The sequence below is a fragment of the Psychrobacter sp. D2 genome (assembly GCF_013608135.1).
GTDB classification, from domain to species: Bacteria; Pseudomonadota; Gammaproteobacteria; order Pseudomonadales; family Moraxellaceae; genus Psychrobacter; species Psychrobacter cryohalolentis.
Genome location: NZ_JACDXZ010000003.1, coordinates 120,800 through 142,582 on the forward strand (window position 1 = coordinate 120,800; position 21,783 = coordinate 142,582).

The window sequence follows — 21,783 nt, forward strand, 5'->3', positions numbered from 1 at the left end:
TACTAGATCTGCGGCGTTTTCGACGGATAATTTTGCAGATACCATTGTTCAATCACGCTATTGGCAGGTTGATGATTGCTTTGCTGTTGCAAAAGATGCTTGGTCTGAATCAGCGCATTCAATTGCTCTGCATAAGCACGTGGCTGCAAAAGGCGCATAACGGTACGGCAGATATTGTCACCACTTGCCTGCTCTTGAATAAGCTCCGGTACGATCGCGGTAGCTGCCAAAATATTTGGCAAGCCCACGTAGGGCACTTTGACTAGACGTTTAGCAATCTGATAGGTTAGCTGATTCAGCTGATAGACGACGACCATCGGACGCTCAAGTAGCATCGCCTCAAGCGTTGCGGTACCTGATGCTAACATCACAATATCTGATGCCGCCATCGCCTGCTGACTAAAGGTTGGCTGGCTATCATCATAGACCACCACGATGGCGGCACGCAGCTGCTCTGAGCGCTGATCAATCACGTCTTGGACGATATATTGATGGTTTTGATCGACAGTTGGGATGATAAAGCAAAGCTTTGGGTCCAATAAAAGCAGCTTTTGGATACCGTCTAGCATCAAGGGTAAAATAGCCGTTATTTCACCGCGGCGTGAGCCCGGCATCACACAAATAAGCTGACTAACCTCATCAAAGCGTTCGATAAAAAACTGCTGTAAGCCATCGTTATGCCAGACCAGCTCACTACGGCGCTGATTGATTGGGATCTCGAGCAGTGACTGGTCAATGGTATGCATCAGTGGATGCCCAACGCATATCGCCGGATGCTTATAACGCTGGTAAACAGGCAGCTCAAACGGAAACAGGCACAATACCAAGTGGGTTGCCGCTTTAATATTATGAATACGTGACTCGCGCCAAGCCCAGATAGAGGGACTAACATACTGCACGCAAAACACGCCTTTAGGCTTTAATTTTTTAGACACTCGTAGATTAAAATCAGGGGCATCTATGCCAATAAACCAATCAATATCCGCCTTTTTAAAAGCAGCCAGCAACTCACGACGCGCCCTAAGCAAATCAGACAACTGTCCTATGACTTCTACCAGACCCATCACTGCCAAACGAGACAATGGAAAAATACTATTAAGCCCTTGTGCCTGCATTTTGGTACCGCCTACTCCAACCCAAACGATGTCATCACGTAGATTGTTCATCTGCTGCATGAAGTCTGCACCCAGACTGTCTCCTGATACTTCACCAGCGACGATACCGATAACGAGCGGCTCACGCGCTACATTAGCGATCTCGTAAGTATCAAATGGTACAGTTAAATCAGGTTGAAGCGTATGGTTATCGGTCATGACAAGCTCTTAATAATAAAGTGTAACAGTGAAAGTCGTACAAGGGAGAAAACATGGATATTATAAAATATAACATGGGGTATCTATTATAGGATACGCACCATCATAATCAGCGGCGTTTGTGGTGCTAAAATTCAGCTATTTATACTGCCATCATACGTGACGATGATAAAAATAGCGAAGCTGCCCGAAGAAATACAGTGGCATAAACGTCTCTTTATCCTACCTATAATCATCAAGTATAACCAAGTTTTCACATCAGCATTCCAGTTATCAGTCAATTAACTGCTCGACTGCCCTTGTCAACCGGTACTTTTGTCCGCATAATGAAAGTCCCTATAAATCAGCTAGACGATATATAATCATGATAACAACCGCTACCCATAATGCAGAAATTGACGACGTGAATATTGAAAAATTTATTCCATTAATCACACCCAATGAGCTAAAAACCGAACTTCCTTTATCAAACGAAGCCTATAAAACCGTTTTAAATGGTCGTCACACTATCCAAAACATCTTGGATGGCAAAGACAAGCGTTTGTTTGTGGTGATTGGTCCATGCTCTATTCATGACATCAAAGCCGCTCATGAATATGCTGATCGCTTAGCCATATTGGCGAAAGAGATTGAAGACAGCGTATTCGTTGTGATGCGTGTCTATTTTGAGAAGCCGCGCACGACCGTTGGCTGGAAAGGCATGATTAATGACCCCGATATGAATGACAGCTTTGATATCGAAAAAGGTTTGCGTACAGCCCGTAAGCTACTGCTTGATCTCAATGAAAAAGGCCTACCTTGTGCTACTGAAGCGCTTGACCCGAATACACCGCAGTACATGCAGGACTTGATCAGCTGGTCAGCGATTGGCGCACGTACGACCGAGAGCCAAACGCACCGTGAGATGAGCTCAGGCTTATCATGCCCAGTCGGCTTTAAAAATGGTACTGATGGTGGCATGACTGTTGCGGTCAACGCCATGCAAGCGGTAAAAGCGGGTCATAGCTTCTTGGGTCTGTCCTCAGATGGCAAAGTGTCTATCATCAAATCTAAAGGCAACCCTTATGCTCACGTGGTATTGCGCGGTGGCAATGGTAAGCCTAACTACGATGAAACAGCAGTCGCTCAAGTAGAAGACGCACTCGCTAAAGGTAAAACCAGTAGCAAGATTATGATTGACTCAAGTCATGCCAACTCAGGTAAAGACCCTTACTTGCAACCGATGGTGATCCAAAACGTCGCGGAGCAAATCAGAAACGGCAACAAGTCCATCATCGGTATGATGATTGAGAGTCACTTAAAAGGCGGTCGCCAAGAGCTGACTGCTGATTTGGATGCGCTCGAATACGGCATGTCAATTACTGATGGTTGCCTAGATTGGGACAGCACGGTCACAGCACTACATAACTTACGTGATATGGTCAAAGACATCCTACCTAACCGTTAATAACTGCTTATCCAATAATAGCTGCTTATTAAAAAAGCCCGTTTGACACTATATTGTCAGACGGGCTTTTTTCATGTTTAAGATTATGACTTTAGTTTTCTAAGACAGCTCTATGCAGTCGCTGTACCCAGTACACTGCTTAGACTCTCATGCACATGCTTAGAGGATACTTGCTGCTGCACATCGAGCAGCTGCGAATGAGCCATTTGACGGCGTGGCTCAGCTAACGTATTCCAACGTGCCAATACTTGTAGTAGGCGCGAGGCTATCATCGGGTTAGAATCATCTAGTTTCTTAATCACGTCTGTATAGATATCCAAACCTTGTTGCGTCCATAATGCAGTTGGCTGCGAGGTAAAAGCGCTGATGACTGAACGTACGCGATTGGGCGTATTCCAATCGAAATCTTCATGTGCTAATAGTGATTTAATAACATCAGCATTGACGTTGTCAGCAGATGCTTGGACACTAAACCATAAATCAATCACCAAATCATCGGCTTGAAAACGCTGATAAAAATCTGCTAAAGACGCATCAGCATTTGCCACTTGATGATTGACCATGGCCTTTAGTGCCCCAAAACGTTCTGTCATACAGCTGGCATTATCATACTGCTGCTGTGCCCACTCTCCAGCGCCTTCAACATTTGACGTCAATGCCATATCGAGTACCACATTACGTAGTGCCCGTTCACCACGGGCTTCTGCACTGTCTTCATAGGAGTGCAATGGCAGTTGCTTGTAAAGCATTTCCCATTGATCTTTTAACGCCTCTGCTAGCTGCTGATACAAACCTTCACGCTGCGATTTGACCACTTCTGGATCATAATCTTCAGGAATAGCAGCCGCCAACTCTTGAGCTGATGGAATATCAAGTAAACGCGCTGCTAGCATTGCATCTTCACCTGCGAGCACTGGCAATGTCTGCGCCAATGCCTCTAGATAGACATCAGGATCGCTTTTTGTGCCTTGGGTGGGCAATAAAATACGGTTGACCAGCATTTGTGTCACTTGCCAGCGATTAAAGCCATTGGTTTCATGTTTGAGTAAAAATGCCAAATCTTCATCTTGATAATCATAATTCAGCTGTACAGGCGCACTAAAATCACGTAGCAAAGACACCACAGGCTCAGCACTTACGCCTTCAAAAGTAAAAGTTTGTTTGGCTTGGTCTAATAGCAACATACGCTCAGCAATAATTTTGCCGCTTTCTTTATCAAATAATGCCGTTGCAACTGGAATGGGCAACGGTTTTGGCGCATCAAAGCCGCTGACATGGCGAGTTTTCTGATTTAATGTAATAGTTAACGTTTGCGCAGCACTGTCATAGCTTTGATGACCGGACACCACTGGCGTACCTGGCTGGCGATACCAATCGATAAATTCTTCTACTTTACCGTTAGTAATACTAAGCGCAGATAAAAAGTCTTCAACCGTGACCGCTTGACCATCGTAGCGACGGAAATACTCGTCCGTCCCTTTTCGGAAATCATCAGCGCCCAAGGTATTGGCTATCATACGGACAATTTCAGCGCCTTTTTCATAGACGGTGGTGGTATAAAAGTTATTAATCTCAACAAAACTCTCAGGACGTACAGGATGGGCAAGTGGTCCTGCATCCTCTGCAAACTGATGGGCACGCAAAGTCGCGACGTCATCGATACGTTGTACCGCGCTTGATTGCTGATCCGCTGAAAACGATTGATCGCGGTAGACGGTAAAGCCTTCTTTTAAACATAACTGAAACCAATCACGACAAGTAATCCGATTGCCTGTCCAATTATGGAAATACTCATGGGCGATAATAGCTTTTACGCTAAAGCTACGAGTATCAGTCGTGGTTTCAGGGCTTGATAATACACAGGCAGTATTAAAGATATTTAGCCCTTTGTTTTCCATCGCACCCATATTAAATTGACTGACCGCAACGATCATATAACGGTCTAAGTCATAAGCACGACCGTAATTGACTTCATCCCATTGCATCGAATCTTTGAGTGCTTGCATACCGACATCACACTTATCGATATCGGCAGACTTTGCATACACTTCAAGCAAGACTTCTCGACCTTCACTGGTCGTATAGCTATCCGCTAATACATCCAAGTCAGCGACCACACAAGCAAATAGATAGCTTGGCTTATTGGTCGGATCATGCCAAATCGCATAATGGCGGTTTGGCGCATCGATCATCTCCCCCGCTTCAACCAAATTACCATTGGCTAATAGTGTTGGATAGCGCTTGTCTGCTTCAAGGCGAGTGGTAAATATCGCGAGTACGTCAGGACGGTCTGGATAAAAGGTAATTTTACGGAAACCTTCCGGCTCGCACTGGGTGACAAACATCGTCTCATCACCACTGCCCGCCATATAAAACCCTTCAAGGGCAGTATTGGTCTGTGGACAGATACGCACTTGTAGCGCCAATGTCACCTCATCAGGAGCATCACTAATCGTAAGCTTACCTGCTGACAGCTCATAACGCTCAGCACTCAATGCCTTACCATTCATGGACAGAGTCAACAGCTCTAAATCTTCACCAAATAAAACGATATCGCCTGCGCTTTGACGTACCATCTTTAGAGTACTGTCTACCTGTGCATGATCTTCAAATAACTTGATATCTAAGCTGACAGTTTCAACATCGAAGCTTGGCTTTTGATAGTCTTTTAAATTGACTTTACTGGGCGCATGGAGAGGCACATCAGGCATTTCAGCATTGATGATTTGCGCATCGTTTTCAGCGGTAGACATATAGATTCCTATTGGTTTTTATGATGGTTATATTTATAACGGCCTTTATAGCAAGACTTAAGCGACACTTCGATACTGTCGCAATACCTATGTAAGATACCTAAGTACATTGACTTAAAGCGCCAAATTTCAAGGTTACTGATAAATTAAAATAAGAAAGGTAACGATGGTAAGAATCCTTATATAATGACGTAAATTTTGGCGTAATGCGCATTATATCTATTTGTAAACTCTAGCATTATTTACAGTAATAGTACTTACATAAAGTAACATTTAGTATATTATAGATAGCAATTGCCTAAGTTTTATCGTAAGCAGTTTACAACAACAAATGTAATTCATTAAAATTTTTGGAGCTTATTATGTCAACCAGTTTTTCAAAAATCGCTGCCCTCGCTGTATTATCAAGCGCTGTTGTCCTAGCATCAGGTTGTGCCACCAAGCGCGCCACTTCTGAAGTCGTCGTTGCCCCTCTAGGTATACCAGGTGGTCAAGTTGGCTACAATGGTGCAGTTATCGTAGACAACTCAAACGCAGTTATCACCGGTGCTGAGAACATCCAAGCCGTTGTATACTTTGCCTTTGACAGCAGTGCGATCACTTCACAATCTGCAGGTGTCTTAAACCAACACGCAGGTCTGTTAAAATCTAACCCAAATGCAGGCGTAGTTATCGCGGGTCACACCGATGAGCGCGGTAGCCGTGAATATAACATCGCATTGGGTGAGCGCCGTGCCCAAGCAGCACGTGATTACCTTGCAGCACAAGGCGTTGCAGCAAATAATATCCGTGTCATCAGCTATGGCGAAGAGCGTCCTGCTGCTGCCGGTACGAACGAAGATGCCTATGCCCAAAACCGCCGTGCTGAACTGTCTTACTAAGCACATAGCATAAGACATTATAAGCATTCAAAAGCCCAACAAGCCTATTGTTGGGCTTTTTGTTAGGCTAAGATAAATCGCTATATAAACCATAAGTTTCTAAAGTATACAGACTATGCAAAACTTAATGCTACACGATATTCTCTATACTCAGCTCGACCCCATGACAATGACATGGTGTGCGACTGCTAAAGTGAGTGCTTCACATTGTGATATTAAAAAAACCAATACTTGCTTAGCTGCCCCTCAAATTGCTTATAACCAACGCCAGCAGCAACGTGCAGGCGTAAGGTTATTATTGCAGGTATTGCTCAAAAGACTGGATATCGTCGATCGTTTAGATGAATCAAATTTTCCTTATCGACTCACTCATAGCCAATATTATGTGTGTTTCAGCCATACCAATGGTAATAATAAAAATACTACTCGAATGCAAAATGATATAGAAAAATCAGACATACCATACGTCAAGGTCGCTGTCGTTATCAGTCGCCATCGTGCCTCGGGTATTGATATCGAAGTCAATGCCGTGAAATGGCAGGTAGCAAAGCGATTCTATCATCCAAAAGAGCTGGCTATCTTGCAAGCATTGCCAATGATACAGCGTAGCTCTGCCATAAAATGTCTTTGGCAAATAAAAGAAAGCTTTATCAAGATAGATCAATATACGCTTGCCCAAGGTTTAGGCATGGATTATTCCGCCATCATTTACGATTTACTCAATCAGCCTATAGAAATCCTACCTTTGCTTACTCTGACTGACGATAAGACTAACTATCGAATTTCTGTTATTTCCTCACAGCAAACTGTTATTGTTTATTGATAAATCTCAAATACCTGATAATAAGTGATATTTATTACTTTATTTTAGACATAAAAAAACGACCCTCAAAAGGATCGTTTTTTTATACTTATTCTTCTGTTAACAACAGTATTTAAACGGTTGTTAAATTAGAAGCGATAAGTTGCACCAACTTTAACAATTGGCATCCACTCTAACCAGTCTTTATTTTCTAGCTCTCTTTCTGCTGCAGCTGCAACATCTTTACCTTGAACTACAGTAATATTGCCATCTGAGTCCTTAGCTGTAACAGGACCATTTGCATTACTTGAAGTGACAGTAGCATCAGTTTGACCCATATATGCAGCGCCTAGCTCGCCAAACAGACCAAAATTATTGGTAATGTTAGGACGGAAACCGATAGTAGCATAAGGAGCTAGTTTGTTACGATGTTCCATAGTACCTTCTAAAGTACCAGTTTGATTCGCATCGTAGTCAACATTATTGATTCTAAAGTTAGGACCATTAGCATTTGCACGTACATCAAAATCGTTATCAGGAACGATAATACCAGCACCCATAGTGAACCAGTTCGCCATAGGACGTACTTGTACGCCTAAGTACGGGTTGCTGAAGTCAGAATCGACTTCGTAGTTTACGTCGTTTGCATCAAAATCGCCGCCGAATAAATCAGCAACATCGCCACCTGCCCAACCAGCTTGAATTTCAGTTTTGTCGTTTAAGCCCCAAGCGATGTTAGCACCATAACCTAAAGTACCAACTTCAGCACTGATCGCTGCTGGATGAGTAACAGTTTGGAAGAAAGTCTTAGTACCGCCAACAACTGCACCAGTGGTGTTACGTAACACACCAGCATCTGCATTATAGGCATAACCAGCGTCTGCTTGATAAGCAACTGCTACTGGCTCAGCTTCGTATACAACAGCGTCATTGCCATCAATAACGATAACTGGATCAGCTGCAAGAGCAGCAGTTGAGGCTAAAACGGCAGCAGTGATTGCTGTTAATTGAATAAGTTTCATAATTACTCTCCTAAAGTATGAAATAACACGCCCATAAAAAAATGAAAATCTAACTTTTTTAAACAATCATTTTGATGCGAGGATTAAAACAATTTTGGCTCAAAAAGTCACCCCTAAAGATGCACTTTTTATTTACCATTATGTAAAGATTGCATAGATATTGTAATAATTACTATACCAGCCCGCAATACTTCGCCCTTTTGTTACACAATGCTATTAAAGCCACCGCGCAGCCTACACATGATTATTGGAATGCTTAACGCTCATGTAAAGGTATTACAAAATATGTCTGCATGATGAAGCATCTTGTGAAATAACGCAATAACAGTTATAGAGTTAATTACTACAGATTGTTGTACTTTGTGACTGAACGTATCTAATATTGCTACGAAAACCAAAAAATTCTCAGATAATTTTGTTATAAATTCACGCAATGTAAATACGTTACTATATAATGAGAGGTAGGCTTGTCTAAGGGTTATATTGTGCTAAATTAGAGTCAGTAAGCCAATTACTGTATGCTTTTATACTTATCCATTTTTAGCCTTATCGCCTTGACTGTTCTACTCTATTTTTAGATGCGATTATATCCGTTATGATATAGCTACTTGCTTTGTTTTTTTATTATTACTGAGTCATTTATATGCCTAAAGTATCGTCGATTACCCGTGTGCTAGAGATTATTGAGGCGGTATCTTATGCCTCAAAACCGATTTCGCCACTAGAGCTATCGCAGGAGCTTGATATTCCGAAGCCAACCATTCATCGATTGATTCAAAATCTGGTTGATGAAGGGTTTGTGACAATTGATATTGGCGGCGGTATTATACCGGGTAAACGCGTACGCAATTTGGGTGTTGAGCTTTGGCAGCAGCGACTGTTCTTTAATGAACGTCAAATGATTTTGCAAAAACTGGTCGATGAGTTAAAAGAAACCTGCGGTATCGGTGTTCCTTATCATATGAATATGATCTATACCAACCGCGCACAAACGACCTTGCCGATACAGATTTATTTACCAGTAGGCGCAAAGTCGCCAATGTGGTGTACAGCGACTGGGAAGCTGTATTTAAGTCAGTTGCCGAGTTCAAGCCGCGAAAAAATACTACAAAATTTATCACTAGATAAGTTCACCAAAAACACCATCACTGATATCGACAAATTAAACGCTGAGCTTGATCGTATCGCTGAAACAGGCATAGGTATCGATAACGAAGAGTTTATCTCTGAGATGGTGGCAATCGCCGTACCGATAAGGGATAGGAAATCACGCTACCTTGCTTCGCTATATCTGCATGCACCGACCATACGGGTGTCTTTAGATGACCTCTTAACCTATGTGCCACGACTGCAAAAAGCGGCGCAAGATATTCAGTCTCTGGTCTATGAGCTGCCAAGTTAAATGCCTTGATATAAACTAGAAATAAGTCAAAAAAGGTCTGCACTATTATGATAATGCAGACCTTTTTGATTGTTAGATTAGATAGTTTAAGATAATACAGAGCTGTCGTGACGCGCCATAATGCTAGAAAAATCTCTATCACCATTCTCGATGGTATGCGCGGCATAAAGCTCAGTTGCTTTAGCACCCATTGGTGTCTCTACATGCGTATCTTGAGCGGTTTGCATGGCAAGGTTAAGATCCTTTTGCATCAGCTTACTCATAAAGCCGCCTTGATAGCCATTGCTCGATGGGACATTTTCCATCACTTGCGGATAAGGGTTGTAGACCTCTAGCGTCCAGTTACGACCGGAGCTTTGTAGCATGATATCTGATAGCACTTTTGGGTCGAGACCATTTTTGACACCTAGATTAATCGCCTCTGCCGTGCCTGCCATTAGAATTCCAAGCAGCATGTTATTACAGATTTTTGCCACTTGTCCTGCACCATGCTCGCCTGCGTGGAAGATATTTTTTCCCATTACAGCCAGTATCGGTTCAGCTTTGGCGAAGGCTGCATCGTCTCCACCAACGATAAAGGTCAATGTGCCAGCGATAGCGCCCCCTGTACCGCCAGAGACTGGCGCATCTAAAAAATCAATACCAAGCTTACTTGCAGCTTCTGCTACTTTCCTAGCATCAGCTGCTGCTATGGTACTGCTATCGATAACCAAAGTACCTTTTGGTAAGTCTATAAGTAGACCGTCAGAGCTACCTTCTCCTAGATAGACAGAATGCACGTGCTTGCCAGCAGGTAACATACTGATAATCACTTGGGCATTTTGAGCAGCATCTTTCGGACTCTCTGCTATATTGGCACCCGCTTGTTGCAAGCGCGCGGTCGCCTCTACAGATAAATCATAAACCGAAAGCGTATAACCTGCCTTTAACAAGTTTTCTGCCATTGGACCGCCCATGTTACCTAGTCCAATAAAGGCGATATTTGGCTTTGCTGTATTACCATTATTATCAGTCGTAGTTGTACTGCTTGAACCTATATCCTTTATAGCCATCTCATCGCTCCTTGATGATTGATTATGCAATTAGTTTTAATTTTTCAAATTTCACTTAATCTAGTCACTTAATCCAGTTAATTTGGCTTAAATCAGATGCTAAATATCTGGTTAGCGAACAGCCTCATTACCCAATGCAGCAGCGCTAAGCCAATCGTCTAAAGGATGCTCGCCTTTGGCATACGGATTGGTAAAATGCTGCTGGATATAATCTTGTCCCTCTGCGCTCAAACACTCAGCTAACGTACGAGACCAGTTTGGCGTCCGATCTTTATCAATCAATAGTGCCCGCACACCTTCTTTGAAATCAGGGTTAGCCGCACAATGTACAGCGACATTGGTCTCTAGGTACAAGACTTGCTCTAGCGATAAATCCGTCACCTTATGATATAGCGCATAGGTCAATGCCGCAGTCACCGGACAGCCATGTCGATAGGTTGCTACGGCTCGCTGTGCCCAACTGTCGGCAGCAAAATCTGTATCAAGTTGTGTGAGCGCCTCATCACTTTGTAATAGCGCATCGATATCACCCAAACCGCCTCTGTTCATTAGTTGCTGAATAGCACACCAATGCTGCGCAAGCTTACTAGCAGGCAATTCAACAACAGGCTGCGCCCCCAATGCCCGACTCACGATACTATGGGCGCTGTTGTTACTTTCTTTATTGTGCTTATTCTCTTTATTATTATCAGCTGCCGTTTGCCAGTCGCTCTGTGTTAAGCGCTGCATGATGGCATCATAATCCTGACTTTCAACCCCATATTCTGCTAAGTTGGTCAATAATGCATCGCTACCATTACACATTGCACCTGTCAGCCCTAAGAATAAACCAGTTTTGGCCGGCATACGCTGTAAGAACCAACTGCCGGAAGCATCGGGGAATAAGCCAATGGTAATTTCAGGCATGGCAAAACGTGTACGCTCAGTGACTAGACGATGGCTACAGCCTGCCATCAAACCCATACCGCCGCCCATAATGATGCCGTCACCCCATAAAATTAATGGTTTAGGGTAAAAATGCATTTGTCGATAAAGACTATATTCATGACCAAAAAAGTCTGTCGCATAAGGGTTTGGCATAGGCGCTGTTGCTGACATACTGTCATAAAGCTTGCGAATATCACCGCCTGCACAAAACGCTTTGTCGCCTGCGCCCTTTAATAGCAATGCCACTACTTGCTCATCACCTTGCCACTGCTCTAGTTGCTGCGATAACAATTGACACATCTCAACGCTCAAGGCATTAAGAGACTTTGGCATATTTAACGACATTATTCCAATAAGGTGACCACAATCTGTCGCCTCAGTGCTGAATAATACCGGCGCGTCTGATGTGCCTTCTATAGCTGCTGTCATAAATGTGACCTACAAAATGAAAAGTGAAATAATATTATTATATTTACGCTAAGGCTATTTATTTTGCCAAATGGGCTTACGCTTTTCTAAAAATGCTTGTACACCTTCGCGCTGATCTTCAGTATCGAACAATTTAACAAAGGCCTCACGCTCATGGATAAGGTTTTGCGCAGGGGGTGTATGTCTTGCTGCTTGAATAAGCGTTTTAGAATAACTGACCGCAACCGGTGATTGCTTAGCAACTTTTTGCGCCAATGCTTGTGCTGTTTGTAACCCTTCACCTTTCACAGCAACCTCTTCAACTAAGCCAATGCGTAGTGCAGTCTCGGCATCGACGCGCTCGCCGCACAATATCATGCGCTTTGCCCAGCCCTCGCCTACCAAAGCCGTTAGATTTTGGGTGCCACCGGCACACGGCAACAAGCCAACGCCTGTCTCAGGTAATGCCATTTGGGCATGGCCTTCCGCAATACGGATATCACAAGCGAGCGCACACTCAAGACCACCGCCCATCGCATAGCCATTGATAACCGCGATACTAACGCCGCGATAGGCTGACAACGCTTCAAATGCTTCACCAAAGGCTATCGCCATACTGATCGCGCGACCTTTATCACCATCTGCAAAATTATTTAAATCGGCACCTGCTGAAAAGAACTTCTCGCCATCACCATGGACGATTAACGCATACACCTCATCATTAGCATTGAGATCAGAGACCAATTGCTTAAGCGCATTGAGACTGTCCATCGTCCACGTATGAGCAGATGGGTTGTTTAGGGTTAGCGTTGCAGTATGACCATCAATCGATAGTTTTAAGTTGGTATAATCCGTCATGATCAAACATCCTTATCATAAAATCATTTTATTCATATAAATAGGTTAGCGCAGTTGGCTCAATGCCTCGTCTTGTAATAGCTGACGCGAGACAATCACGCGCATAATCTCATTGGTGCCTTCCAAAATCTGATGCACGCGCAAATCTCGCACATGACGCTCAAGCGGATATTCATTGAGATAGCCGTAACCACCGTGTAGTTGCAGAGCTTCGTTGGCGACATCAAAGCAAAGATCAGTCGATAAGCGCTTTGCCATCGCGCAATAAGTAGAGGCTTGCGCATCGTTATTATCGACTTTATTCGCCGCTAAATAGAGCATCTGCCGTGCAGTGATGGTTTGAGTCAGCATATCGGCAAGCTTAAACTGTACTGACTGTAAGCTGGCAATCGGGCTGCCAAACTGACTGCGCTCTTGCACATAATTGGTCGCTGTCTCAAGCGCCGCTTGCGCTGTCCCTACTGCACAGATACCAATATTAATCCGGCCGCCATCAAGCCCCTTCATGGCGATACGAAAGCCTTGACCTTCCTCGCCTATGAGATTCTCTACTGGAACTTTGACATCTTTAAAGCTAATCGTCCGTGTCGGCTGTGCTTTCCAGCCCATTTTATGCTCGTTTTTTCCGTATTCGATACCAGCGCTATCGGCATCGACAACGAATGCTGAGATACCTTTGGGTCCTGCAGCGCCCGTACGAGCCATAACCACTAACACATCGGTTGAGCCTGCGCCTGAAATAAAGGTTTTTTCGCCGGTCAGTATATAATGCTCGCCTTGCTTATCGGCTTTGGTGCGCAGTGATGCGGCATCAGAACCGGCATTAGGCTCCGTCAAACAGTAGCTGCCAAGCCATTCACCGCTGACCATATTTGGCAAATACTTTTTACACAAGGCATCACTGCCAAACTCACCAATCATCCAGCCTGCCATATTATGAATACTCATATAAGCAGCTACCGCGGTATCACCCCATGCTAGCTCTTCAAAAACCATGGCAGAATCTAAACGCGGCAAGCCCAAGCCATCGTAATCAGGGTTGGTATATAACCCTAGAAAGCCAAGCTCGCCTGATTTTTTAATCACATCAATTGGGAAGTGCGAGGTGCGATCCCATACAGCGGCATTGGGCTTAAGCTCTTTTTGGGCAAACTGTCTGGCAGTTTGGCGAAAGGCAATTTGGTCATCGGTTAATGAAAAATCCATGGGGGTCATCCTTGTGCTGAATAGGGTATATTAAGTCGTCAGTGCAAATATAGGTGATTCAGCTTTAAATTGAAATAGTCGTATTGACACCGCGACTTGCTTCATCATCAAACCAGCGCGCCGTAACGGTCTTGGTTTGGGTATAAAATTGCACTGCTTGCTTACCATAAGGACCCAAATCACCAAGCTTACTAGCACGTGAGCCTGAGAATGAGAACATAGGTAGTGGCACAGGAATCGGCAAGTTAATACCGATTTGACCGACTTGGATATCTTGCTGGAATTTATGCGCGGCAGCCCCTGACTGAGTAAAGATAGCCGTACCATTACCATGCGGATTGGCATTTAGCATCTCTATCGCTTCATCTAAGCTGTTAGCGCGCATGATACACAGCACAGGTCCAAAAATTTCTTCTTTATAAATTTGCATATCGCTTGTGACATTATCAAAGATAGTTGGACCAACAAAGTTACCCTTTTCATAACCTTCAACCGTAATGCCACGACCATCAAGTATCAAGCTTGCCCCTTCTTCTACCCCTGTGCCAATCAAATGCTCAACACGCGCTTTTGCCGCAGGAGAAATCAGTGGACCCAAATCTTTATCATGCTTACCAGCTGAGACGATTAAACCTTCTGCTTTGGCTTTGATATCATCAATCCACTCACCAGCGGCACCGACAAGGACAACGACAGACAGCGCCATACAACGTTGGCCAGCAGCACCAAATGCAGCACCTGCTAGCTGATTAAGGGTTTGCTCTTTATTAGCATCCGGCAAGATAACGCCATGGTTTTTTGCACCCATCATACACTGTGCGCGTTTGCCTGATTGACTGGCACGCTCATAGACATGCTTGCCGACGTTGGTCGAACCGACAAAAGAGACTGCTTTGATATCAGGATGATCACAAATCGCATCAACGGTGGCTTTGCCGCCATGTACCACATTTAGCACCCCTTCAGGTACACCCGCTTCAACCGCAAGCTCAACCAAACGCATGGTCACCATTGGGTCTTGCTCAGAAGGTTTTAAGATGAAAGTATTGCCCGTGGCAATCGCCATTGGGAACATCCACAGTGGAATCATCGCTGGGAAGTTAAACGGTGTGATGCCTGCACAAACACCCAGTGGCTGCCAAATACTATAGGTATCAACGCCTGAGGCAACGTTTTCAACAAAGTCACCAATTTGCAAGTTGGCAATGCCTGCTGCATGCTCAACCACTTCTAAACCACGGAACACATCACCGCGTGCATCAGCAATCGTCTTGCCCTGCTCTGCGGTCAAGATTTCTGCTAGCTCATCCATATGGTCACGAATCAATTGCTGATACTTTAAAAAGATACGAGCACGTGTAGTGATCGGTGTTTTACGCCACGTTTGAAATGCTGCTTGAGCAGCAGCGACCGCTTGATTGATTTCATCATCAGTGGTTTGTGGGACTTTGGCAATGACTTCTTGAGTGGCAGGGTCTGTAATATCAATCCATTCGCTAGTATTGGAATCAACAAATTGACCATTGATAAGCTGCTGAACGTGGTGCATAAGATATCCTTATCTTGTTTGCAAGACTGTCATTAGCTGACGTCTTAGAATATTGAAAGTTTTGAGTTTGAAAACTTTAAATTTAAAAACTTAGAATGTATCATTTTGTTATATAATTTTAAAATGATTTATTTCGTATCGTTATTGACTATAACAATAAAACAATTTTAGGGTCAAGCCCTTTATGCTGCTTTTAGTAAAGTTAACGTTAATGTCCGATTTATCTACCATAACCCATAAGCTATTAACGACAATAAAAAAGCCCATGAGCATTCATGAGCTTTTTTAGATAAAGGTAATTTTAAAACGTGCCTGAAAATGCGCCTAGTAATCTTTCATAGATTGCTTGACCGCATCAATAGCCGTTGGATTATCAAGGGTAGACATATCACCAGTGGGTTTATCCTCTGCTAACGCCCGAATAGCACGGCGCAATATCTTACCAGAGCGCGTCTTTGGTAATGCTTGCGGGAAATAGATCGCAGCAGGTCGTGCGATACCGCCCAAAGATTTTACCACCGCGCCTATCACTTGCTGCTCAAGGCGGAAGCGATTTTCAGTTGTGGACACCAGTTCATGGTCTTTTAACACACAAAAGGCAATTGGCAGCTCGCCTTTTAGCTCATCTTGAATACCCACGACCGCACACTCTGCGACCTCTGCATGCATACTAATCGCCTCTTCAATCTCTTGGGTGCCCAGTCTATGACCGGCGACGTTAATGACATCATCGGTACGACCGAGAATATGAAAATAGCCGTCTTCGTCAACGACTGCATAGTCCGATGTCGAATATTGATTGCTATCCGCTAAGCTAAAGTAGCTGTCAATAAAGCGCTTATCATTACCCCAAACCGTGGTCAAACAACCCGGTGGTAAGGGCGCGCGAATCGCGAGTAAACCTTTTTCGCCTGCTTTACACGGCTCGCCAGTTTCTTCATTGATGACCTGCACATCGTAGCCATACATAGGATAGCCAGGTGAGCCTTGCTTGTGCGGTTTATCAGCGAACCTAGGAGTATTACTCAGAATAGGCCAACCCGATTCTGTCTGCCAATAATGGTCTAAAATCGGTACGCCCAAATGCTTGGTCAGCCAGCTGGCAGTAGACTCATCTAGTGGCTCACCTGCCAAAAAGAAGGATTTGACGCTTGAGACATCATAGCGCGTCATCCATGTCTCATCTTGCTTTTTCAGCATACGTACACCAGTTGGTGCGGTGAATAAGATATTGACCTTGTTGGCCTCCACAATTCGCCACCAGATACCAGGGTTTGGCAGATGCGGTAAGCCTTCATACATAACACTGGTCATGCCAGCAAGCAATGGCGCATAGATGGTATAAGAATGCCCAACGGCCCAACCGATATCAGATATCGCCCAAAACGTCTCGCCTGCCTTACCGTCGTAGATATAGTCCATCGATGTGGTCAGTGCTACTGCATGACCACCGGTATCACGTTGCACGCCTTTTGGTGTGCCCGTCGTACCAGAGGTATAAAGCAGATACGATGGCGTATTAGACTCAAGCCATACAGGCTCGACGATAGCATTGGCTTCACAGCTGATACGGCGTTCAGTGGCATAATCCACATCAAGTTCTTTTACGTCAAACGGCAAAATACCACGATTGACCACTACTACATGCTCAGGCTTAGTGGTTGCCTGCTCGATACCTTGATTGACAAGATTTTTATAGTTGACGACTTTACCACCACGCAAACCTGCATCCACTGTGATGACCATTTTTGCTTCAGCATCATCCATACGAATGGCTAAATTATGGGCGGCAAAGCCACCAAATACCACCGAATGCACTGCACCGATACGCGCACAGGCGAGCATTGCATAAGCGGCCTCTAAAATCATCGGCATATAAATGATGACACGATCGCCCTTCTCAATACCGTAACGCTTTAATACATCGGCAAAATAATTCACTTCTTTATAAAGGTCGTTATAAGTCAAGCGGCGCTTGGTGTAGTCGGTATAAAACTCAACATTATTACCCAAGTCTTTAAAAGCATCGACTACAGCAGGATAGGTTTCTACGAGTTCTTGATTAATCTCTGATGACAGCCAAATAAAAGCATCCTGTTCTGCACGTTCTGCAAGATGACGATCGACACAGTTATAGCAAAGATTGGTCTCACCACCGACGTACCACTTAGCAAATGGCAAATTACTGTCATCAAGGATTTGCTCAGGCTCTTTATGCCAATAGATACGCTTGGCTTGCTCAGCCCAAAACTCTTCTTTATTTTCAATAGAAGACTGATAAATCTCAGCAAAGGTTTGAGTCGTATTTAGTGCTTGAAATGTTGGTGCTGACGTTTGATCGGTTACTGCAGTGGCGGTTTGCGCGCTCATAATAGCTGTCCTTAGCATAAATGATGGGTAATGCGATGTGATTTGTCCGATAATATCATAATATAAGACTGGCTATCCCGGCCATCTATCCTTACTAAATCAAAAAAACCGATACACTACGTATCGATTTAGTGTGTATCGGTTTAAAATGTAGCAGAGCCAATCATAAAGGTCAACTATTAAGCCTGTTATCTCCTTAATAGTTGAGTTAGTTTAAAAAAACTATACCTCGCTCTGATTGGCATACATCTCACGCATCACTTTTTTATCGTGTTTACCAACAGAGGTCTTTGGTAGTTCATCTACAAACTTAAACTGACTAGGTATACCGTATTTTGGAATGATACCACGGGCCACTGCCTGCTCTGCCAGCGCTTTGATGTCATCGACTTTGGTATCTTGGCAATTTGGTTTGAGTACTACCAATGCTAATGGACGTTCGCCCCATTGCTTATCACGTACCCCAATCACAGACACATCCGCTACCGAAGGATGTAGCGATAGAATCGTCTCAATCTCTAGTGAAGATATCCACTCGCCACCTGACTTAATCACATCTTTTAAGCGATCGGTGATTTTGATATAGCCATCAGGTCGTATATAAGCGATGTCTTGGGTATGCATGTAGCCGTTTTCCCACAGCTCTTTGCCAGCGTCATCATTTTTTAAATAGCTTTGTGTCAACCACGGTGCGCGTAATACCAGCTCGCCAGTATTGTCCTGACCTGTACCAACTGGCTGATTGTTCTCTCCCCATACTTGAGCATCAACCATAAGTACAGGCTTACCCGTCATACAGCGGCGAGCAATATCCTCTTCTTCACTCAGCTGCGGCTCATTGAGGCTAAAGTCAGTCAGACTGATTAGAGGTGCGGTCTCCGACATCCCATAACCGGTATAAACTTCAATACCCTGATCCATCGCCGCTTTTGCCAAGCCTTCTGTCAATCGTGAACCACCAATAATCATTTTTAGACCATTAAAGCTGGCACCGCGGTCTTGCGCTTCTTTGAGTACCATTTGCAAAATTGTCGGTACACAGTGAGTGATACTGACTTTTTCATTGATAATCAAATCCATCAACAAATCGGGTGCATAACGACCAGGATATACTTGCTTTAGACCTGTCATAGTAGCTGTAAACGGAAAGCCCCACGCATGGACATGGAACATCGGGGTCATTGGCATATAGACATCACCATAGCTGACGCCTTGTTTATTTGGCAACATACCAATCGACGCTGCTTCCGTCAGAGTATGCAGTACTAACTGACGATGGCTAAAGAACACGCCTTTCGGATCACCTGTCGTACCTGAGGTATAAAAAGTTGTAGCAATGGTGTTTTCATCAAAATCTGGAAAGTCAAAATGGTCATTAGCAGCATCAAGTAGCGCCTCATATTCACCTTTGACACGGTTCTGGTTACCCCCAAATACGCCCTCAGAGGTCACGCCATTATCATCTAACCAGATGATGTGCTCAATGCTGGAGTTTTCAAATTGATAATCTTTGACCAACGGCGCAAATTCAGAGTTGAGTAGCAGCACCTTTGGTTTCGCATGATTAATGGTGTAAAGGATTTTGTCAGGTGATAGACGAATATTGACCGTTTGCAAAATATACTCTGACATTGGTACGGCAAAGTAAGACTCAAGATAGCGATGACTGTCCCAATCCATCACAGCGACCACATCACCAGCATCAAGGTTTAAGCCGTCTAAAACATTCGCCAAACGATTGATACGGTTAAATAAGTCTTTATAAGTAAAACGTTTTTTATCTGCATAAACGATTTCTTGATCTTGTGATACGGTTTTGGCTCGGTTTAATAACTGCTTAACCAATAGCGGAAAATCATAGGCGGATGGCGCACTGTGATAGATATTTGACATAAGTTTGACGTCCTTGTTTATAGTATTTTTGAGTGCAGATAAAAACCAATTGATTGGATATCAGTCGTGATTACATGGTGATGTTTTTATCAATAACCTCTTGATAGTAAGAAAAAACCAGCCTCATGTAAAGGCATGACACGTAAGTGGCACAATACTCATTGTTCGAAAATAATCGTTTTTCAATTGCTTAGCTTGTGATAGCTTATTTTATCTCTTATGTTGGTTTGTCTGGTGTTAGCTTGTCTGGCATTAAGCAGGACGCGGTTTTGTTTTTATCATGCCAAAACTTGCGACCAAAAGTGCCAATACTTGTACAAATAATAATAGCCAAACGGTTAATGACCATTGTCCACGTGCATAAATGATACCGCACAGCCATGCGCCCATCGTGCCGCCCGCATAATAAGCCATGTAATATAAACCTGAGGCTAATGAACGTCCGTTTTTGACATTGACGGCGATATAGCTAATGGTTGCCGCTTGGGTAACAAAAACGCCTGACGACATAATGGCAAGCCCAATAATAATGCCCCATAATGGCGTGACCAGCGTTAATAACGCACCAAGCATCGAAAAAATCACTGCCACTCGAACGGTGCGTGCTGCCCCAAATCGACGTAACAATGTCGTCGACAATGGCGTGATAATCACTCCGATTAAATACACCGCAAAAATATTGGCAAGCGCGCCAGTGCTAAGCTCATAAGGCGTGCCAGCAAGATGTAGATTGATAAAGGTAAAGCAACCAACGAGCGAAAAAAGCACACAAGCACCGAGCAAACATGCGGTTACCACATAACGATTGGTCAAATGCTCACCAAGCGTCTGCATCGCTGAGCGAAAATTTGGATTGGCTACAAAATGCCGCGACGATGGCAACATCTTGCCAACCCATAGTGCACCGATAAGCGTCATCGCTGCCATCACATAATAGCCTGCACGCCAGCCAATATATTCATGCAAATGCCCCAGTAAGAACCGCCCCATAAAGCCGCCAAGTACCGAGCCTGAGACATAGAATGACATCAGCTCTGTGACAGCTCGCCCCTCGAACTCCTCACCGATATAGGCAATGGTCACAACCGTAATGCCTGGGACAGACAATCCTTGCATAAAGCGCCACATACCGAGCCAGCCAATACTAGGACTTTGGGCGATTAAAGCAGTAGGTATCGCTAAAAACAACAATGCCCCAACGATAAAAGATTTGCGCCCGACCGCATCAGATAGCATCCCTAAAAACGGTGACATAATGGCAATCGCCATCACTGTTGCGCCAACAACCATCCCTGCCTGCACTTCAGTCGCTGAAAAATCTACCATCAATACTGGCAATACCGCTTGAATAGAATACACCTGCAAAAAGGCGAACATCCCAATTAGACCGATAGTTAACTTCAGCACCCATGAAGGCGAATCAAAGGGTATCTTTGTAGTGTTATTATTTATATGATTATTCAAAAGAGTACTGACTATAAAAAGGCTCATTTAGCTTAGGCTAATTGGGCGTGGGTGATAGAAATACGGCAATAGCACACAAAATATCTAATCTAATAACTGTAAAAATCATGACTTAACATCAAAAAAATTTAATGAAGGCAATTTTAATCAAGGTATTTTCCATTAAAGTCTTATTCACTAAAACAGCTGAGTTCCAAAGCCAATAATTCTCAAAGAAGTTAAGTGGCATTTTATCACAGCACATAACAAACACAGGTTGCGCTATGTTACAAAACAGCATTCAGCACCATAATGGCAGTAGCCTGCAAATATAAGCCTATAACTATAAAAAGGGCTTATAAAGCGCTCAATAATAAACCGTGGATAAACTCAATCGTCTCTTGAGTCAGCGCAGGTAGGGTGCTATTTTACAGTCCCTTCCAATGTATGGCGTTCA

15 protein-coding genes are annotated in these 21,783 nt (G+C 43.8%); 4 read left to right on the forward strand and 11 right to left on the reverse strand.

All coding sequences use genetic code 11. The features are described 5' to 3' along the window. Positions 1 to 2 precede the first annotated feature (2 nt). Positions 3 to 1,313, reverse strand: a complete 1,311-nt coding sequence (lpxB, locus tag H0262_RS05215) for a lipid-A-disaccharide synthase (protein ID WP_181209947.1) — start codon at positions 1,311 to 1,313, stop codon at positions 3 to 5. A 364-nt stretch (positions 1,314 to 1,677) separates the two neighbouring features. Here lpxB and H0262_RS05220 point away from each other — a divergent pair, with 364 nt between their 5' ends. Next, positions 1,678 to 2,760 (forward strand): 3-deoxy-7-phosphoheptulonate synthase, encoded by a 1,083-nt coding sequence (locus H0262_RS05220; protein WP_011513838.1) that lies wholly within the window; start codon positions 1,678 to 1,680, stop codon positions 2,758 to 2,760. Between the two features lie 110 nt (positions 2,761 to 2,870). On the opposite strand, the gene pepN is transcribed toward H0262_RS05220, so the two are convergent. Continuing rightward, on the reverse strand, positions 2,871 to 5,471 hold the full coding sequence (gene pepN / locus H0262_RS05225) for an aminopeptidase N (RefSeq protein WP_220432388.1): 2,601 nt from the start codon (positions 5,469 to 5,471) through the stop codon (positions 2,871 to 2,873). A gap of 404 nt (positions 5,472 to 5,875) precedes the next feature. Between pepN and pal the strand changes: the two genes are divergently transcribed. Both pal and H0262_RS05235 read left to right on the forward strand, forming a co-directional pair. Next, positions 5,876 to 6,394: a peptidoglycan-associated lipoprotein Pal gene (pal, locus tag H0262_RS05230; protein ID WP_011513840.1), complete on the forward strand. Its 519-nt coding sequence runs from the start codon at positions 5,876 to 5,878 to the stop codon at positions 6,392 to 6,394. Positions 6,395 to 6,509: 115 nt separating this feature from the next. Next, a complete protein-coding gene (locus H0262_RS05235; protein WP_181209949.1) occupies positions 6,510 to 7,217 on the forward strand; it encodes a 4'-phosphopantetheinyl transferase superfamily protein in 708 nt (235 codons plus the stop codon). A 128-nt stretch (positions 7,218 to 7,345) separates the two neighbouring features. Here H0262_RS05235 and H0262_RS05240 read toward each other — a convergent pair whose 3' ends face one another. Continuing rightward, positions 7,346 to 8,218: a hypothetical protein gene (locus H0262_RS05240; RefSeq protein WP_149491735.1), complete on the reverse strand. Its 873-nt coding sequence runs from the start codon at positions 8,216 to 8,218 to the stop codon at positions 7,346 to 7,348. 643 nt (positions 8,219 to 8,861) lie between these two features. On the opposite strand from H0262_RS05240, the gene H0262_RS05245 reads away from it, so the two are divergent. Then, positions 8,862 to 9,620: an IclR family transcriptional regulator gene (locus tag H0262_RS05245; RefSeq protein ID WP_181209950.1), complete on the forward strand. Its 759-nt coding sequence runs from the start codon at positions 8,862 to 8,864 to the stop codon at positions 9,618 to 9,620. A gap of 86 nt (positions 9,621 to 9,706) precedes the next feature. On the opposite strand, the gene mmsB is transcribed toward H0262_RS05245, so the two are convergent. The 8 genes from mmsB to H0262_RS05285 form a co-directional block, all read right to left on the reverse strand. Next, on the reverse strand, positions 9,707 to 10,672 hold the full coding sequence (gene mmsB / locus H0262_RS05250; protein ID WP_181209951.1) for a 3-hydroxyisobutyrate dehydrogenase: 966 nt from the start codon (positions 10,670 to 10,672) through the stop codon (positions 9,707 to 9,709). A gap of 111 nt (positions 10,673 to 10,783) precedes the next feature. Further along, the gene (locus H0262_RS05255; protein WP_181209952.1) at positions 10,784 to 12,028 is read right to left on the reverse strand and encodes an enoyl-CoA hydratase/isomerase family protein; all 1,245 of its coding nucleotides are present in this window, start codon (positions 12,026 to 12,028) and stop codon (positions 10,784 to 10,786) included. A gap of 54 nt (positions 12,029 to 12,082) precedes the next feature. Next, positions 12,083 to 12,865, reverse strand: a complete 783-nt coding sequence (locus H0262_RS05260) for an enoyl-CoA hydratase (protein ID WP_181209953.1) — start codon at positions 12,863 to 12,865, stop codon at positions 12,083 to 12,085. A 45-nt stretch (positions 12,866 to 12,910) separates the two neighbouring features. Further along, positions 12,911 to 14,071: an acyl-CoA dehydrogenase family protein gene (locus H0262_RS05265; RefSeq protein ID WP_181209954.1), complete on the reverse strand. Its 1,161-nt coding sequence runs from the start codon at positions 14,069 to 14,071 to the stop codon at positions 12,911 to 12,913. 64 nt (positions 14,072 to 14,135) lie between these two features. Then, positions 14,136 to 15,620, reverse strand: coding sequence for a CoA-acylating methylmalonate-semialdehyde dehydrogenase (locus H0262_RS05270; RefSeq protein ID WP_181209955.1), 1,485 nt, complete (start codon positions 15,618 to 15,620; stop codon positions 14,136 to 14,138). A gap of 324 nt (positions 15,621 to 15,944) precedes the next feature. After that, positions 15,945 to 17,990, reverse strand: a complete 2,046-nt coding sequence (locus H0262_RS05275) for a propionate--CoA ligase (protein ID WP_181209956.1) — start codon at positions 17,988 to 17,990, stop codon at positions 15,945 to 15,947. A 222-nt stretch (positions 17,991 to 18,212) separates the two neighbouring features. Continuing rightward, on the reverse strand, positions 18,213 to 19,883 hold the full coding sequence (locus H0262_RS05280) for a fatty acid--CoA ligase (protein WP_181209957.1): 1,671 nt from the start codon (positions 19,881 to 19,883) through the stop codon (positions 18,213 to 18,215). A 252-nt stretch (positions 19,884 to 20,135) separates the two neighbouring features. Continuing rightward, entirely contained in the window at positions 20,136 to 21,374 is a 1,239-nt protein-coding gene (locus H0262_RS05285; RefSeq protein ID WP_259275413.1) for an MFS transporter, read from the reverse strand. Positions 21,375 to 21,783: the final 409 nt, after the last annotated feature.